Source organism: Micromonospora sp. NPDC004336 (genome assembly GCF_053602615.1).
The window spans coordinates 25,265-40,486 of sequence record NZ_JBSGDY010000047.1; the positions used below are offsets into that span (position 1 = coordinate 25,265).

The 15,222-nt window shown below is 73.8% G+C and carries 16 protein-coding genes and 1 pseudogene; 8 read left to right on the forward strand and 9 right to left on the reverse strand.

What is annotated here, in order from left to right:
- Positions 1–70 precede the first annotated feature (70 nt).
- Positions 71–1,186 carry an NAD-dependent epimerase/dehydratase family protein gene (locus tag ACWENR_RS13055; protein ID WP_452277200.1) on the forward strand — a complete coding sequence of 372 codons (1,116 nt, stop codon included), beginning with the start codon at positions 71–73 and terminating at the stop codon, positions 1,184–1,186.
- Entirely contained in the window at positions 1,183–1,989 is an 807-nt protein-coding gene (locus ACWENR_RS13060; protein WP_452277201.1) for a WecB/TagA/CpsF family glycosyltransferase, read from the forward strand. Before ACWENR_RS13055 ends, ACWENR_RS13060 begins: the two co-directional genes overlap by 4 nt.
- A gap of 62 nt (positions 1,990–2,051) precedes the next feature.
- Here ACWENR_RS13060 and ACWENR_RS13065 read toward each other — a convergent pair whose 3' ends face one another.
- Positions 2,052–3,917, reverse strand: a complete 1,866-nt coding sequence (locus ACWENR_RS13065; RefSeq protein WP_452277202.1) for a S8 family peptidase — start codon at positions 3,915–3,917, stop codon at positions 2,052–2,054.
- Between the two features lie 217 nt (positions 3,918–4,134).
- Between ACWENR_RS13065 and ACWENR_RS13070 the strand changes: the two genes are divergently transcribed.
- A complete protein-coding gene (locus ACWENR_RS13070) occupies positions 4,135–4,734 on the forward strand; it encodes a hypothetical protein (protein ID WP_452277203.1) in 600 nt (199 codons plus the stop codon).
- Here ACWENR_RS13070 and ACWENR_RS13075 read toward each other — a convergent pair.
- The 3 genes from ACWENR_RS13075 to ACWENR_RS13085 all read right to left on the reverse strand — a co-directional run bounded on the left by ACWENR_RS13075 (position 4,702) and on the right by ACWENR_RS13085 (position 6,374).
- The gene (locus ACWENR_RS13075) at positions 4,702–5,109 is read right to left on the reverse strand and encodes a hypothetical protein (protein ID WP_452277204.1); all 408 of its coding nucleotides are present in this window, start codon (positions 5,107–5,109) and stop codon (positions 4,702–4,704) included. The two genes, ACWENR_RS13070 and ACWENR_RS13075, sit on opposite strands and share 33 nt — an antisense overlap.
- A gap of 192 nt (positions 5,110–5,301) precedes the next feature.
- Positions 5,302–5,523, reverse strand: a complete 222-nt coding sequence (locus ACWENR_RS13080) for a DUF397 domain-containing protein (RefSeq protein WP_452277205.1) — start codon at positions 5,521–5,523, stop codon at positions 5,302–5,304.
- Complete coding sequence (locus ACWENR_RS13085; protein WP_452277206.1) at positions 5,493–6,374, reverse strand: helix-turn-helix domain-containing protein; 882 nt, start codon at positions 6,372–6,374, stop codon at positions 5,493–5,495. The genes ACWENR_RS13080 and ACWENR_RS13085 overlap by 31 nt, the downstream gene beginning before the upstream one ends.
- A 478-nt stretch (positions 6,375–6,852) precedes the next feature.
- On the opposite strand from ACWENR_RS13085, the gene ACWENR_RS13090 reads away from it, so the two are divergent.
- The 3 genes from ACWENR_RS13090 to ACWENR_RS13100 all read left to right on the forward strand — a co-directional run bounded on the left by ACWENR_RS13090 (position 6,853) and on the right by ACWENR_RS13100 (position 7,824).
- Entirely contained in the window at positions 6,853–7,041 is a 189-nt protein-coding gene (locus tag ACWENR_RS13090; RefSeq protein WP_452277207.1) for a hypothetical protein, read from the forward strand.
- Positions 7,008–7,295, forward strand: coding sequence for a hypothetical protein (locus ACWENR_RS13095; protein ID WP_452277208.1), 288 nt, complete (start codon positions 7,008–7,010; stop codon positions 7,293–7,295). The genes ACWENR_RS13090 and ACWENR_RS13095 overlap by 34 nt, the downstream gene beginning before the upstream one ends.
- Before the next feature lie 100 nt (positions 7,296–7,395).
- A complete protein-coding gene (locus ACWENR_RS13100; RefSeq protein WP_452277209.1) occupies positions 7,396–7,824 on the forward strand; it encodes a hypothetical protein in 429 nt (142 codons plus the stop codon).
- A 73-nt stretch (positions 7,825–7,897) separates the two neighbouring features.
- Here the strand turns inward: ACWENR_RS13100 and ACWENR_RS13105 are convergent, their stop codons facing one another.
- Positions 7,898–8,686, reverse strand: coding sequence for a PASTA domain-containing protein (locus ACWENR_RS13105; RefSeq protein WP_452277210.1), 789 nt, complete (start codon positions 8,684–8,686; stop codon positions 7,898–7,900).
- 178 nt (positions 8,687–8,864) lie between these two features.
- On the reverse strand, positions 8,865–9,518 hold the full coding sequence (locus ACWENR_RS13110; RefSeq protein ID WP_452277211.1) for a PASTA domain-containing protein: 654 nt from the start codon (positions 9,516–9,518) through the stop codon (positions 8,865–8,867).
- 127 nt (positions 9,519–9,645) lie between these two features.
- On the opposite strand from ACWENR_RS13110, the gene ACWENR_RS13115 reads away from it, so the two are divergent.
- The gene (locus ACWENR_RS13115; protein WP_452277212.1) at positions 9,646–11,022 is read left to right on the forward strand and encodes a hypothetical protein; all 1,377 of its coding nucleotides are present in this window, start codon (positions 9,646–9,648) and stop codon (positions 11,020–11,022) included.
- Positions 11,023–11,051: 29 nt separating this feature from the next.
- Here the strand turns inward: ACWENR_RS13115 and ACWENR_RS13120 are convergent, their stop codons facing one another.
- Together ACWENR_RS13120 and ACWENR_RS13125 are read right to left on the reverse strand one after the other, a co-directional pair.
- Positions 11,052–12,530 (reverse strand): glutamate--cysteine ligase, encoded by a 1,479-nt coding sequence (locus ACWENR_RS13120; protein ID WP_452277213.1) that lies wholly within the window; start codon positions 12,528–12,530, stop codon positions 11,052–11,054.
- Between the two features lie 300 nt (positions 12,531–12,830).
- Positions 12,831–13,412, reverse strand: a complete 582-nt coding sequence (locus ACWENR_RS13125) for a YceI family protein (protein WP_452277214.1) — start codon at positions 13,410–13,412, stop codon at positions 12,831–12,833.
- A 101-nt stretch (positions 13,413–13,513) separates the two neighbouring features.
- On the opposite strand from ACWENR_RS13125, the gene ACWENR_RS13130 reads away from it, so the two are divergent.
- Positions 13,514–14,023, forward strand: coding sequence for a MarR family winged helix-turn-helix transcriptional regulator (locus tag ACWENR_RS13130; protein ID WP_452277215.1), 510 nt, complete (start codon positions 13,514–13,516; stop codon positions 14,021–14,023).
- A 292-nt stretch (positions 14,024–14,315) separates the two neighbouring features.
- Here ACWENR_RS13130 and ACWENR_RS13135 read toward each other — a convergent pair.
- Positions 14,316–15,222: pseudogene (locus ACWENR_RS13135) on the reverse strand (XRE family transcriptional regulator); the annotation flags it as partial.

Genomic DNA, 15,222 nt, shown 5'->3' on the forward strand with positions numbered 1-15,222 from the left:
CCGATAGAGCGAGGGCTCCGCAGTGATGCGGGGCCCTCGCTGCGTGTCGGGGCGTGCCGTACGTCACGCTATGCTCCGATGGTTTCTGCCTCCGAAGGACCAGGAGTGGCGTGTGAGTGTCGCATTCGTGACCGGGTCGGGCGGGCTGATCGGCTCCGAGGCGGTCCGGCACTTCGCCGGCCTCGGTCTCGACGTCGTCGGCATCGACAACGACATGCGGCAGGAGTTCTTCGGCGAGGAGGCCTCGACAGCCTGGAACGTCCGGCGGTTGACCGACGAGCTGGGGGCCGCGTACTCGCACCACAGCATCGACATCCGGGACCGCGCCGCGCTGGGCAAGCTCTTCAAGCGGTACGCCGGCGACGTCGCCGTGGTGATCCACACCGCCGCCCAGCCGTCGCACGACTGGGCGGTGCGCGACCCGTTCACCGACTTCGACGTGAACGCCGCCGGCACCCTGAACGTCCTGCAGAACGTGCGCGAGCACTGCATCGAGGCGCCGGTGATCCACTGCTCCACCAACAAGGTCTACGGCGACCGGCCGAACAGCCTGCCCCTGGTGGAGCTGGAGACGCGGTGGGAGATCGAGCCGGGGCACCCGTACGAGCAGGGCATCCGCGAGGACATGTCGATCGACGCCTGCCTGCACTCCATCTTCGGCGCCTCCAAGGTCGCGGCCGACGTGATGGTGCAGGAGTACGGCCGCTACTTCGGCATGCGGACGGCCTGCTTCCGGGGCGGGACGCTGACCGGGCCGGCGCACTCGGCGACGGAGCTGCACGGCTTCCTCGGCTACGTGATGCGCGCCAACATGGAGCGCCGGACATACAAGATCTTCGGCTATCAGGGCAAGCAGGTGCGGGACGCGATCCACAGCTCGGACGTGGTCTCGGCGTTCGAGGCGTTCTTCCGCAACCCGCGCTCGGCGGCGGTCTACAACCTGGGCGGCGGCCGGCACTCCAACACCTCCAACCGGGAGGCGTTCGCGCTGGCCGAGCAGATCACCGGCGAGAAGATGATCACCGAGTACGTCGAGGCCAACCGGATCGGCGACCACAAGTGGTGGATCGGCTCGAACGAGGCGTTCCAGGCCGACTATCCGGAGTGGAAGCAGGTCTACGACGTTCCCATGATCATGCGTGAGATCTACGAGGCCAACGTGGACAAGTGGGTGCCGGCGTCATGACCGCCAGGGGCAAGCGGAACGTCCTCGGCGTGCTGGTCGACGCCACCGACTACGCCGCGGCAACGGAGCAGGTGGTGGCGGCCGCGCAGGAGCGCCGCCCGCTGGCGCTGACCGCGCTGGCCGTGCACGGGGTGATGACCGGGGTGCTCGACCCGGCGCACAACGCCCGGCTGAACTCCTTCGACGTGGTCACCCCCGACGGCCAGCCGGTGCGCTGGGCGCTCAACCTGCTGCACGGCGCCGGGCTCACCGACCGCGTCTACGGCCCGACGCTGACCCTGCACGTGCTCTCCCGCTTCGCCGACGAGGGCCTGCCGGTCTACCTCTACGGCTCGACCGAGGAGACCCTGGCGAAGCTGATCCCGGCGCTGGAGCGGATGTTCCCCGCGCTCAAGATCGCCGGCGTGGAGCCGTCCAAGTTCCGGGCGGTGCAGCCGGGCGAGGACGTCGAGATCGCCGACCGGATCAGGGCCAGCGGCGCCCGGCTCGTCCTGGTCGGGCTGGGCTGCCCGCGCCAGGAGGTCTTCGCGTACGCCATGCGGCCGCTGCTGGACATGCCGCTGATGGCGGTCGGGGCGGCCTTCGACTACCACGCCGGGCTGTTGCGCCAGCCGCCGCCGTGGATGCAGCGGGCGGGCCTGGAGTGGTTCTGGCGGCTCGGCCTGGAGCCCAAGCGGCTGTGGCGGCGGTACGTGATCCTGAACCCGGCCTACCTGGCCCGGCTGGCCGCGCAGAAGACGGGCCTGTGGAAGGCGAGGCCGCCGGCCCCGGCCACCGAGCACCCCGGCAGCTTCGCGGTCTGACCCGACGGCGAGCGGTGCGGCCCCTCCCGGTGGACCGGGAGGGGCCGCACCCTGTCGAGGACCTAGAGGGTCAGGGTCCAGGTGTTGATGTAGCCGGAGTCACCGGCGTAGGCGTCCCGCACCCGCAGCTGCCAGGTGCCGTTCGCCGCCTCGCTCGACAGGTTCGCCGTGTAGGTGGTGTTGATGTTGTCCGCGCCGTCCCAGAAGCTGCTGTTCTTCAGCCGGTAGGACGAGCCGTCGGGCGCGACCAGGTCGACGACGAGGTCACCGCGGTAGGTGTGCACGATGTTCACCGCGACGGTCGAGGCCGACGAGGCGTTGCGGGCGCACCCGGAGATCGTGATGGAGCTGCTCACCGTGGCGCCGGTGTCCGGGATCGCGACGTCGGTGCCGTTGGTGCCGGAGCAGCTGCCGCCGCCGGTGCCGGTCACGGTCAGCGAGTAGGTCGCGGTCTTGCTGCCGGAGGCGGCGGTCCCCGTCACGGTCACCGGGTACGTGCCGGGCGGGGTGCTCGCCGAGGTGCTGATGGTGAGCGTGGCGGAGCCGCCCGAGGTGACGGTGGCCGGGCTGAACGAGGCGGTCGCCCCGGACGGCAGCCCGCTGGCGGAGAGGCTCACCGACTGGGCGGAGCCGTTGGTCGTGGCGGTGGCGACCGTGGCGGTCACCGAGCCGCCCGGCGCGGTCGAGCCGGAGGTCGGCGAGACCGAGACGGAGAAGTCGTTGGGCGGCGGCGGGGTGTCGCCGTTGACGACGTAGAGCAGCTTGTTCGGCGAGCCGGTGCCCGGGTTGGTCACCACGTTGTTGGTGGCGTTGTTCACCAGGTAGTCGCGGACCTGCTGCGGCGTCCAGGTCGGGTTGGCGCTGGCCACCAGGGCCGCCGCGCCGACCACGTGCGGCGTCGCCATCGAGGTGCCGCTGATCGTGTTGGTGGCGGTGTCGCTGGTGTACCACGCCGAGGTGATCGACGAGCCGGGCGCGAAGATGTCCAGGCAGGTGCCGATGTTGGAGAACGACGACCGGGCGTCGGTGTTGGTCGTCGACCCGACGGTGATGCCTTCGGCGGTGCGGGCGGGCGAGGTGTTGCAGGCGTTGCCGCCGGAGTCGTTGCCGGCCGCGAGGCCGTAGCTCACGCCCGAGTTGATGGAGTTCCGCACGGCGGTGTCGAGCGTGGTGTTCGCGCCACCGCCGAGGCTCATGTTGGCCACGGCCGGCTTGGCGGCGTTGGCGGTCACCCAGTCGACGCCGCCGATGACGCCGGCGTTCGTGCCGCTGCCGGAGCAGTTCAGCACCCGGACGCCGACCAGGCGGACGCCCTTGGCGACGCCGTACGCCGACCCGCCGACGGTGCCGGCGACGTGCGTGCCGTGCCCGTTGCAGTCGTCGGCCGAGCCGCCGTCGACGGCGTCGTAGCCGGAGACCGCCCGGCCGCCGAAGTCGCTGTGGCTGAACCGGATGCCGGTGTCGATGATGTAGGCGGTCACGTTGCTCGCCGTGTTCGGGTACGTGTAGGAGTTGTCCAGCGGCAGGGCCCGCTGGTCGATCCGGTCCAGGCCCCAGGACGGCGGGTTGGTCTGCGTGCCGGCGATGGAGACCGTGTGGTTCTGCTCGACGTACGCCACGGCGGGGTCGGCCGCGATGCGGGCGGCGGCCTTGGCGCCGACCCGGACCTCGAAGCCGCGCAGGGCGGCGCCGTAGGTGCGGGCGACCGCGCCGCCGTGCCGGTCGACCAGCCGCTGCGCCGTGTTGCCGACGCCGCTGCTGGCGACCGAGCTGTCCTTGAAGACGACGATGTAGCTGTCGGCCACGGCGGTGGCACCGCCTGCGGCGCGGATCGTGCCGACGGGCTCGGCGGCCAGGGCCGGCGTGGCGGTGGCCACCATGGCCATGGTGGCCAGCCCGACGAGCAGGGACCTACGTGGAAGACCCATCTTCTACTCCCTCCGACCGGCACCCGACCGTCCGACGTCCATGGCGAGAGAATCGATAGATGCCGATCAAGCAGAGGGTAGAGCGGGGCGGCACTCAATTCAAACATGTCGACTTGTCTATACCGCCGGGGAGATGACCCCCTACGGGACGCGTTACGGGACGAACGGGGGCCCGCCCCGGATTCACGCTCGTCGAAAACGGGCAATGCTCTGCGTCATGGAGAGTCACCTCACCGTCCTGGCCCCGCTGGCCGCCGTCTGGCTGGCCGCCGGGTGGCTCGCGGACGGCATGCCGACGCTGGACCGCGCCGGCGCCCTGCGCCGGCGTACCGGATGGGTGCTCGCCCTGACCCTGTCCGGCCTGGGCCTGACGGCCGCCGTGCTGGCCGCCGGGCTCGCCAGCGCCGGCGCGACCCCGGTGGACCGGGCCGCCGCCGGCCTCCCGCTCGCCGCCGCTCCGGCGCTCCTGGTCGCGACCTGCACCGTGCGCCGGGTGCGCCGGCTGCGCGCGGGCGCGGGAGCGCTCGCCGCGGCGCCGCGGACGCCCGCCCCGCACGGCCTGCGGGCCGCCGCCGCGCACCCGCTGGTGGGGCTTCCGCTCCAGGTCACCGGCCTGGCGATGCTGCCAGCGGTAATCACGGCCGGCGCCCCCGGACTGCCGTTCGGGCCCGGCGTCGCCGGGCCCGCGATCACCGCCGGCGTGCTGGGCGTCGCCGCCATCGGCGTACGGCACGCGCTGCGGCACAGCCGCCTCGCCGAGCGGGCCGCGCCGCCCCGGCCGGCGTCAGCGCGAGCGGCCGGGGCCCTGCACGTATAGCAGCTCCAGGATCGCCCGGGTGGCCTCGAACCAGCGGTCGAGCCAGCCGGGCGGCGGGACGCTGCCCTTCGGCGGCAGCTCCATCAGCAGCCCGCGCAGCAGCGGGTGGTCGACCAGCGACTCCGTCGGCTCCATCGACCAGCCGCCCGGCGGGAACGACGGCTCGGTCAGCGGGTTCGGGTCCAGCGACGGCAGGGAGAGCGGCGCGCCGCCCTGCTCCGGCGCGGTCGTCGCCGGCTCCCGGCCGCCGACCTCCGTGTCGGTCGACACCACCTCGGTCAGGACGGTGTCCCGGCGCGCGCCGCGGTACTTGCCCCCGAAGCGCTCCGGCTTGCCCGGCCCGTTGGTGAGGTTGTCTGACCCGATCGTCGTCATCCGTCTCGCCTGCCTCGTTCGGTCGCGACTCGTGCGGCGGGTTGTCGACCAGCGCCGTATCGAGGGGTACAACGACACGGGCCCCGATGTGGCGACGGGATGCCCGGGCTTCTTCACCCGCCGCCCGGACGCGGGCACGGCAGTGTCCCCGCCCGGCCCGCGCGCCGGACGGGGACACCCGTCACCTACCGGTCAGTCCCGGCCGAACGCACCACAGCTGGCGCCGGCGACGAAGGCGTGCCACTCGCCCGGGGCGAAGACCAGGGCAGGACCCGTCTTGTCCTTCGAGTCCCGCACGCCGACCGCCCCCGTCACGTACGCCACCTCCACGCAGTTGTCACAGTTCGGCCCGCTCTTCGAGCTCTTGAACCATGCTGCCCGCGTCAGGTCCACGGGGAACCCCTTGGTCGCCATTTCCACAACGGCTCCTCTGCCAGTTTCGCGATGTGTGCGATGGACTCCTCCGGAGGCATGGCAGCCGATCGGATGTGATCGAAGATGAAGCTGTACTTCTGCAGTTCGTCGCTCTTCTCCAGGAAGAGCCCACCCGTGGCGTTCTCCGCGTACACGACATCCGGATCACCGGGCTCGGGGAAGCTGAGGATCGTGAAGGTCCCGTCCATGCCGGCGTGCGCCCCCACCTCGAAGGGCAGGACCTGCACCGTCACGTTCGGCAGTTCGGCCACCTCGACCAGCCTTTTGAGCTGGCTACGCATTACTTCGTCCCCGCCCACCGGCCGGCTCACCACCGCCTCATCGAGCACCACCCACAGATCGACCGGATCTTCCTGTGTCAGCAACGACTGACGGCCCAGCCGGACACGGACCCGTTGTGCGACCTGGTCGGCCGTGAAGTCCGGCCGCGCGGCGCGGATCATCGCGCTCGCGTACTCCTCCGTCTCCAGCAGGCCGGGCACCACCTGCTGCTCGTACGCCCGGATCGAGCTGGCCGCCGCCTCCAGCCCGACGTACGCGCCGACCAGGACGGTGCTGTAGGGGTGCCACCAGCCCTTCTGCCGTGCCTCCCGGGCGATCTGCACCAGCTCGTCGCTCTCGGCGCCCACCACCCCGTAGATCCGGAGCATGTCCCGCACGTCGCGCGGGGTCGCCGTGGTGTGCCCGGTCTCGATCCGCGAGATCTTCGACGCCGAGCACTCCAGCTGCTCGGCGACCACCTCGATGGTGATCCCGGCCGCCTCCCGCTGCCGGCGCAGTTCCGCGCCCAGGCGGCGACGACGGATGGTCGGGCTGCGCCGCTCACTCACGGCCGCACACCCCGCCCGCTGATCGGGACCCCCGGCTGTCGGCCCTCACCGGTCCACCTCCGCCTCGCGCGCGCCGCTGTCGTCGTCCCCCGCCGGGGCGCGACCGTCAGTTCGGCGGGCGAGTCGTTCGCGGCGAGGGGTGGTGCCGGTCATCGGCCGGCCGCGACGGCGAAACCGGCCCCCAGTGTGCCGCCCATACGTGAACGGCTTCAAGCGCCGCTTCGCGCGAGCCGCTCACGTATCGGCAAAAGTCGACGTGCAACTTGCATGAAGCACGTCGCTGATGCACTCTGTCCGTATGGCACGGGTTACTCACCGTCTCCGTCCGCTTCCCCGCCGTGGTGACCCCACGGGATCCGGGACGCGGGCCGGTGGGACCACCCGTCCTCGGCAACCAGACCTGCCCCGGGTTGATGACCCCGCCGCTGCACGCCAGTTGGCTGCGGCGGCGGGAGCGGTTACCCGGAGCAGCCGGGTGATGGTCGGGTGGCGGCTCGCCACCAGCGGGTACGGCCCGACCACCACCACCCGCACCACCGGTCCACGAGGGCACGACCCCGTCGCCGGCACCGAGACGTCCCCCGACCCGCTCACGCCGGCCCGTCCGCCGGCCGATCCCTACCAGGAGCCCATGTGCTTCCCCGCTCTGGTGACGTACTGCACGTGACTCGCGCGGCGAGTGTCCAGTTCCTCAGACCCATCATGTTCCGGGTGATCCGGGTGCTCGACTGGCCCACCTACGACGGCTGGGTCTGGCTCGACGGCTACGAGTTGAACGCATCGGGGGACGCGGTCAACCGGCGGTCGATCTTCGTCCAGCGGGAGGGGCTGCGCCAACTGCGGGCCGCTCCCGAGCCCCGCCCGCACACCGTGCGCGCGCCGCGCCGGCCGGTCGTCCGCACCCCGGTCCGCGTGGGCTGAGCTGCGCGATCGGCAGTCGGAGGGGGTGGGCGAGCCATAGAATCGAGGTACGCCCACCCCGGCAGGTTCCACCCCGCGCGTCCAGGACCCCGAACCTGGGATGGCCATGGTCAATCAGCCCGCCGCGCGGCGGCACCACCGCTCCCGTATCGCCTACGCCTTCGGAATCCTGGCGCTGATCGGCGCCGCCACGACGCTGGTGGTCGTGGTCCGCGACCCCGCCCTGTCGTCCACCACCCGGCTGACCGCCCCGGTCCCCGCACCGGAGATCACCGTGGTCGACGACGACCCGTCGGACGACGAGGGGTCGGCCGCCCTCGACGCCCCCTACCCGGACGGGGCCGACGCGTTCGGCGCCGCCGACGAGCCCGGGACGACGGTCGACCCCGAGGTGTCGGGCGGGACGACGGAGGCCGCCCGCCACACGCCGGACGACGCCCGCCGCTCCCTCTTCTGGTCCGGGATCTTCGGCCTGGCCATCTCCCTGGCCGGGCTCGGCCTGGTCGGGACCAGACGCCGGATGTGGTGACCCCGCCGCTCGGCCAGCTGCCGGCAGCGAGGGGGGTCGGCAGCTGGCCGCTCGGGGCGGGGCCGTCAGCGGCTCACCGGGTGGAGGTCGGCGCGCCGGTCGGCGTGGGCTCGCCGCCGCTCGGCGACGGCGCTCCTCGGGACACCACCAGGGTGACCTCCTCCCCGTCGGGAACCGGTTCCCCCGCCTCCGGGTCGGTGCGGATCACCGTGCCCTCCGGCCGGTCGGACTCGCGGTACTCCACCCGGTGCTCCAGCCCGAGATCGTCCAGGATCGCCCGCGCCGTCTCCAGCGGCAGGTTCACCACGGGAGGCATCGGCACCTGCGCCGCCGCCGTGGTGGCCGGCGCCGAGGGCGACGGGGTGGTCGGGGCGGCCGAGGTCGGCGCGGGGGTCGTCGGCGACGCGCGGGTCACCGGCGGGGAGGGGGACGGGTCCGGGCCGGACGGACCGTCGTCCGCCGACTGGAGGGCCAGCCAGAGCCCGACGCCGAGCAGGCCGAGCAGCAGCAGCGCGACCACACCCCACACGATCGGCAGCCACCAACGCCGGCCGCCGGCCTCCTCGGCGTACCACTCGGTGCCGGCCTCGCGCGGATCGGCCGGCCGGGGCGGCGGCACCTCGGCGCGACCCGACCAGGCCGGCGGGCCGGACCGCCCGGGCGGTTCGACGGCCGTACGGTCCATCGGGGCGGTGCGGTCGACGGGCATCGCCCGGGTCGCGTCGCCCCCGGCGGGCGCCCCGCCCTCGGGGCCGGGCAGCCGCCGGGTGCGGTCCGCCGGCTCCGACCCGCCCGACGGGGGCAGCGGGCGGGTCGGGTCGTCGCCCTCCCCGGCGGGCGGTTCCCGACGGTCGTCGCTCATGCCGGCACTCCGCTTCGCTGCGTACCGACACGAGGCACCACCGCACTGTGCCGACGATTCGCTCGCTGGCGCTCGCTCATGGCACGTCCTTTCCCGAACCGGGCGGGCATCGCGGCCCCTGAGGCCAACCTAGCGGCCCGGGCGGCCATCGGCCGGGATCAACGTGCCGAAGGTCCCGTCAGGGTGTCGGAGCTGCCGAGTCCGGGGCGGCCGACGCCTCGCCGCACCAGATCGACACCTGGTCGTTCCACCTGCCCGTGCTGTCGCCGACCGGATCCTGCCGGGTGACCGGGCCGGTCCGGCCCGAGCGGTACCGGGGGTAGAAGCCCTCGTCGACGAGGTCGTCGGCCGCATCGTCGCAGTCGTCACCCGTCACGTCCGGCACGGTCGCGGCCGGGGCCGGCCCGCTCACGTACAGCGTCACGGTGTGCCCCGGGCGGACCTGCGTCCCGACGGGCGGGGAGGCGCGCTCCACCGTCCTTCCCGTACCGCCGCCCGTGAAGACGAGCCGCCAGCCCAGCCGCCGCTCGCGCAGCTCGTCGCGGGCCTCGGCGAAGTCCTCCCCGACCACCTCGGGCACCGTGAGGCCGGTCGGCGAGGCGGTCCTGCGCGGCGGCGACGGCGTCGACCGGGTCGGGCCCGGTGTGCCGGTGGGTGTCGCGTCCGCCGCCGCGGCCGGCGGGGTCGGTCCGTCGTCCTCCCCGGCCAGGAGCCAACCGCCGGTCGCCCCGACGGCGGCGAGCAGCACGAGGGCCAGCCCGCCGCCGAGCAGCACGGTCAACCGGCCCGGGCCGTCGCTGTTCCGCGCGTCGCCCGTGTACCCGTCCGTCATGCCGTTTCCACCCGCCTCGATCACCGGCGACCGTATCCGCCGCCGCCAAGCCCGGCGCCGTTCCGGTCGTCCGGTGGGAACCCGTCACGACTCGCCGCGCCGAGCACGGGACGTTACGCTGCCCGGCATGGCCAGACGGGGCTGGGGAGGATCGATCGTCACCGCGGTCGGCGTCGCTGCCGGCGCGGGCGCGGCCCAACTGGGCTTCGGCTACGGGCTGGGCATCATCAACTGGGCCCCGCCGGACGCCACCGCCGGCGCGACCGCCTGGGTGGCCGGCCTGATCTGGGCCACCTGGATCGCGGCCACCTCGACCGTGGCCGGGGCGGTGTGCGCGCAGCGGCTACGCGACCGGGTGCCGGCGCCCCCTGCCGTGGCCGGCGACGCGACCGCCACCGAGCCCCGGTCCACCTCCGCCGGCACGACCGTCGACGAGCCCCGGTCCACTCCCGGCGGCACGGCCGTCGACGAGCCCGGCCACCCGAGCGTCGACGACCCCGGCCACCCGACCGTCACCGGGCCGGGCGACGGCGCCCTCCGGCACGTCGCGCTCGCCCTGGCCGCCGGGCTGGGCGCGCTGGTCACCGTGCTGCTGGTGGCCGTGCCGGCGCGGACGGCGGTGGCGGCCGACACCGGCTCTCCCCGGAACGTCGCGGCCGCGTACGCAGCGGTCGGTGTCCTGGTCGGGGTGCTGACGGCCCTCTGGGCGCTGCGCTCGCGGGCCGCCGCGAACAACGTGATCGCCACCGTGGGCTGGCTCTGGCTGCTCGCCGTGGTCGCGGTGGTCGACGGGGTGCTGGCCGGGCGCGGGCTGACCAGCGCCCAGCTCGGCATCTGGCAGCTCAGCGCCGACGACGGGCAGTTCTGGATCCGGGACTACTTCTACTGGCCGGGAGCGCTGCTGTCGCTCGGCTCCGCGCTGCTGATCGGCGCTCTGGCCGCCCGGGGCAGCGCCCGACACGCCGACCGCCGGGTCGGGGCGGCCGCCTCCGGCGCGGCCGGCCCGCTGCTGGTCGCGACCGCGTACTTCCTGGCGGTGCCGAGGCTGACCGCGATCAGCCCGGAGCAGGTGTCGGCGCACCTGATCGCGCCGTACGCGGTGATCGTCGGGGTCGGCGGCTCCGTCCTGGTCGCCGCGTTCGCCCAGCGGGCCACCCGGCACGCCGCGCGCCACGGTGCGGTGCGGGTGCCCCGGCAGCGCACCGGCGAACCGGCCGGTCTCCCCGACGACCCGTCGCCGGCGAGGCACCACGAACCGGCCGGACCGGACACCGACACCACTCCCGCGGGGCCGGCGGAAGCGGGACCCGCCGCTGCCCCGGCCGGGGTGGCGACGCGGGTCGGCGATCCCGCCGTACCCGTGGCGGGGGAGGCTCCGCCGACGGTGTCCGGGGACGGTCCGGCGCTGGCGCCCGTCGCCGGCGAGCAGGCGGCCCCGGAGGCCGGTCCTGAGCAGTCGCCGCCCGGCGGCCGCCGGCCCCGGTCCGGCCGCCGCACCCGCTGATCGCGATCGCCGGCCCGCGCGGCCGACGGTCAGTCGACCGGCCAGGTGTGTACGGGCTCGTTGGTGCGTTGCAGCTCCGCGTAGCGCTGCAGCATGTGGTGGAGGGCGGCGTCCCGGTCCATGCCCCGGTGCCGCTCGGCCGACCAGACGGCCTCGGTCTGCCAGACCGCGCCGTTGCGGCCGGTACGGCAGCGCTGCTCGATGATGCCGAGCAGCCGGTCGCGTTCGGCCGGGGCCACCCCGAACCGGTCGAGCCCGGCGGCGGCGCTGGGCAGCAGGACGTCCAGGACCAGCTTGGTGACCGGCACCTCGCCGAGGCGGGGCCAGTGCAGGACGGCGTCCATGCCGCGGCGGGCGGCGGCGTGGAAGTTCTCCTCCGCCGAGCTGAAGGTGAGCTGGCTCCAGATGGGCCGGTCGGCCTCGGCCAGCCCCCGGGCCAGGCCGAAGTAGAAGGCGGCGTTGGCCAGCATGTCGACCACGGTCGGGCCGGCCGGCAGCACGCGGTTCTCGACCCGCAGGTGCGGGCGGCCGTTCATGATGTCGTAGACCGGTCGGTTCCACCGGTAGACGGTGCCGTTGTGCAGGCGCAGCTCGCCCAGCTCCGGTACGCCGCCGGCGTGCAGCACCTCGACCGGGTCCTCGTCCTCGCAGATCGGCAGCAGCGGCGGGAAGTAGCGGACGTTCTCCTCGAACAGGTCGAAGATCGAGGTGATCCAGCGTTCCCCGAACCAGACCCGGGGGCGTACGCCCTGCGCCTTGAGCTCGTCCGGCCGGGTGTCGGTGGCCTGCCCGAACAGGGCGATCCGGGTCTCCGCCCAGAGTTGCCGGCCGTACAGGAAGGGCGAGTTCGCGCCCACGGCCACCTGCACCCCGGCGATGGCCTGGGAGGCGTTCCAGTAGTCGGCGAAGCTGTCGGGGGCGACCTGGAGGTGGAACTGGAGGCTGGTGCAGGCGGCCTCGGGGGCGATCGAGTCGGTGTGGGTCCGCAACCGCTCGACCCCCCGGATGTCGAGCTCGATGTCCTCGCCGCGGGCGCCGACGATCTGGTCGTTGAGCACCCGGTAGCGCTCGTTGGTGGAGAGGTTGTCGACCACCAGGTGCCGCTCGGTGAGCGTCGGCAGGATGCCGACCAGGACGATCTTCGCGTCCGACTTGGCGGCCCGCTCGTCGGCCCGGGTGAGGCTGCCACGCAGGTCCCGCTCGTAGTCGGCGAAGCCCGTCCCCTCGATCAGCCGGGGCGGCGCGTTCAGCTCCAGGTTGAACTGCCCCAGCTCGGTCTGGAAGCTCGGGTCGGCGATGTCGGCGAGGATCTGGTCGTTGCGCATCGCCGGCTCGGCGGCGGAGTCGACCAGGTTCAGCTCGATCTCCAGGCCCGTCATCGGCCGGTCGGCGTCGAAGCCGAAGTCGTCCAGCATCAGGGCGAAGACGTCCAGGCACCGCCGCACCTTCTGCCGGTAGCGGACGCGGTCCTCCCGGGAGAAGGCGTCCTGCTCGACGTCCCTGCCCATGTTTCCTCCCGGCGCGAGGCGCAGTCGGGACCGTACCGGCCCGGAGATGCGCGTGGTGAACCATTCAGGTTAGGAGCGCCGCCCGCGCCCGCACCAGAGGCGGGACCCGGCTATCCATCGGCCGGGACCATCCACGGCCGGTCGACCGACGCTCCCGGCGGCATCACTACCCAGCCGGTACCGCCCGCCACGCGGACCGGGCCGCGAATAAGTCGTGACAAATCGCACCGTCCCGGTCCCGGACGCGCGCCGGGCCCGCGCCGGGGTGCGGCGCGGGCCCGGGACGCGGTACGGCGGGGGTCAGGCCTGGCGGACGGCCTCGCCCTCGATCTCGATCTTGATCTTCTTGCCGACCAGCACGCCGCCCGTCTCCAGCGCGACGTTCCAGGTCAGGCCGAACTCCTCGCGGTCGATCTCGGTCGTGGCGGAGAAGCCGAAGATGTCCTGGCCGAACGGGCTGCGGCCGACGCCCTCGAACTCGACCTCGAGGTCGACCGGGCGGGTGACGCCCTTGACGGTCAGCTCGCCGGAGAGGACGAACTCGTTGCCGTCGCGGGACTTGACGCCGGTGCTGCGGTACTCCAGCGTGGGGAAGGTCTCGGCGTCCAGGAACTCGGGGCTGCGCAGGTGCCCGTCCCGGTCGGCCTGGCTGGTGTCGATGCTGGCGGCCTGGATGGTCGCGGTCACCGAGGACTGCATCGGGTCGTCGGCGACGACGATGGTGGCGGAGGCGTCCGCGAACTCGCCGCGTACCTTGCTGACCATCATGTGGCGGGCGACGAAACCCACGCGCTTGTGCGCCGCGTCCAGCAGGTAGGTGCCGGCGGTCGGGATGGTGAGGCCCTCCCAGTCGCGGGTAACCGCTTCGGTGCTGCTGGTCATGGAACTGCCCTCCGTGGAAGTTGATTTAGTAGCCCAACGACTGCTTGAGCAACTATAGAACGCACAACATTCCCTGTGTCAAGTACTGGTAGGATGAACAGGTGGATCAGAACGTGTTCGACGACCCCCGGATCACCGCCGCCGGCCTCCTCTTCGAGGCGCACGCCGGGCTGTCGGCCCGGTTCGCCGCCCAGTTCGAGGAGCACGGCCTCTCCACGGTCGAGTTCGAGGTGCTGACCCGGCTCGCCCGCTCGCCCGGCAACCAGCTGCGCATGACCGACCTGGCCGCGCAGACCTCGCTCTCCACGAGCGGGGTCACCCGGGTGGTCGACCGGATGGAGCGCGACGGCCTGCTGACCCGGCGCGCCTGCCCGTCCGACCGACGCAGCTCGTACGCGGTCGTCACCGCCGCCGGCCTGCAGCGGCTCGACGAGACCATGCCCGGTCACCTGCGGATCATCGAGGAGTGGTTCACCGGCCAACTCGAACCGGCGGCGCTGGACGCCCTGCTCGACGGCCTGCGACGGGTGCGGGACGCCGTCCACCCGGGCGCCACCGCGGGCAGCGGCGCGGCGGCCCCGACCGCCGACCCGGCGACCGCCCACGCCTGACCGTCCCGGAGCTGACGCCCGCGCTCGGAGGCACCGGCAGAAAGAGCGGCAGAACTGCCGCGCCCACGGGGAGATAGTCGATCAAACCGGACGGAGGCGCGAGCGGACGGTGGCTACCCTTCGGGCAGTGGGGACGCACCCGGGGGGTGACGGCGCGGGCGACGAGCGAGGGGTAGCAAGAGGGGCATCGTCGCCCGCGCCACCCCCGGCACGCTCAGCGAGGCACACCCGCTCCCGTCCCCGTCGCGACCAGCGAGACACACCCGCTCCCGTCCCCGGCGCGACCAGCGGTCTACGCGGAGGCCCGACCGCCGGTGCTCCGGGCAGCGGTCAGGGCGCAGAGCAACTCCTCCTCGTTCGGCAGCAACCGGATGCCGCTGCGCAGGCGGAACCGGTCGAGCCGGTCCAGGACGGCCGGATCGCCCGTACTGGCGGCCAGCCCCACCAGCGCCTCCACCACGTCGCGCCGGTCCTGCCCCTCGACGCCGGCCTCGGCGGCGGCGGCGAACCACTCCGCCGCCAGTTCGCGATCGCCCCGGTGCAGGGCAAGGCTCCCCTCGATCAGGGCGCAGACGCCGTCCCCGGGCAGGGTCCCGCGCACCGGCTGCCAGCGGGCGCCCTCGGGCCACCCGTCCTCGGCGAGCGGCGCCGACGGCCGGTCGGGCCGCAGCTCGGCCAGCACCTCCGCCGCCTCGGCCGACCGCCCGTCCCGCGCCAGCGCCAGGCCCACCGTGCCGAGCACCCGCCGCCGGTGACCGGGGTCGCCGAGGTCCGCCAGCGCCGTCAGCACCCGGCGGCCCTGCTCGACGGCCTCGGCGTACCGGCCCTCCAGGCGGGACACCTCCGCGAGGTTGGCGCGGGCGATCAGCCGCAGCCGCTGCTCCCCGCACTGCGCGGCGAGCCGGTCGACCGCGGCCAGCCGGCGGCGGGCGGCCACCAGGTCGCCGACCCGGATGTCGTGCCAGGCGAGGTTGTTCTGCGCCACCGCCATGTCCCTGATCCGGCCGCTCCGGCTGGCCAGCGCCAGCACCGCCTCGGCCTGCCCCCGCGCCTCGTCGTGCTCGCCGAGGGCGACCAGCAGCCCGCAGAGCACGGCGCGGGCCTCCAACTCGCCCATGACGTCGCCGGCGTGCCGGAACGCGGCCAGCGCCGCCCGCGCCGCCGGCACCTCCTCGGTCCCGGCGCCGTGCTCGGCGGCC

Excerpts from the sequence above, each read along its gene's own strand:
- ACWENR_RS13055 (WP_452277200.1), top strand. The coding sequence starts at position 71 with ATGCTCCGATGGTTTCTGCCTCCGAAGGACCAGGAGTGGCGTGTGAGT.
- ACWENR_RS13065 (WP_452277202.1), bottom strand. The coding sequence starts at position 3,917 with ATGGGTCTTCCACGTAGGTCCCTGCTCGTCGGGCTGGCCACCATGGCC.
- ACWENR_RS13105 (WP_452277210.1), bottom strand. The coding sequence starts at position 8,686 with ATGAGCGACGACCGTCGGGAACCGCCCGCCGGGGAGGGCGACGACCCG.
- ACWENR_RS13115 (WP_452277212.1), top strand. The coding sequence starts at position 9,646 with ATGGCCAGACGGGGCTGGGGAGGATCGATCGTCACCGCGGTCGGCGTC.
- ACWENR_RS13090 (WP_452277207.1), top strand. The coding sequence starts at position 6,853 with ATGGTCGGGTGGCGGCTCGCCACCAGCGGGTACGGCCCGACCACCACC.
- ACWENR_RS13120 (WP_452277213.1), bottom strand. The coding sequence starts at position 12,530 with ATGGGCAGGGACGTCGAGCAGGACGCCTTCTCCCGGGAGGACCGCGTC.
- ACWENR_RS13060 (WP_452277201.1), top strand. The coding sequence starts at position 1,183 with ATGACCGCCAGGGGCAAGCGGAACGTCCTCGGCGTGCTGGTCGACGCC.
- ACWENR_RS13080 (WP_452277205.1), bottom strand. The coding sequence starts at position 5,523 with ATGGCGACCAAGGGGTTCCCCGTGGACCTGACGCGGGCAGCATGGTTC.
- ACWENR_RS13100 (WP_452277209.1), top strand. The coding sequence starts at position 7,396 with ATGGCCATGGTCAATCAGCCCGCCGCGCGGCGGCACCACCGCTCCCGT.
- ACWENR_RS13070 (WP_452277203.1), top strand. The coding sequence starts at position 4,135 with ATGGAGAGTCACCTCACCGTCCTGGCCCCGCTGGCCGCCGTCTGGCTG.
- ACWENR_RS13125 (WP_452277214.1), bottom strand. The coding sequence starts at position 13,412 with ATGACCAGCAGCACCGAAGCGGTTACCCGCGACTGGGAGGGCCTCACC.
- ACWENR_RS13110 (WP_452277211.1), bottom strand. The coding sequence starts at position 9,518 with ATGACGGACGGGTACACGGGCGACGCGCGGAACAGCGACGGCCCGGGC.
- ACWENR_RS13075 (WP_452277204.1), bottom strand. The coding sequence starts at position 5,109 with ATGACGACGATCGGGTCAGACAACCTCACCAACGGGCCGGGCAAGCCG.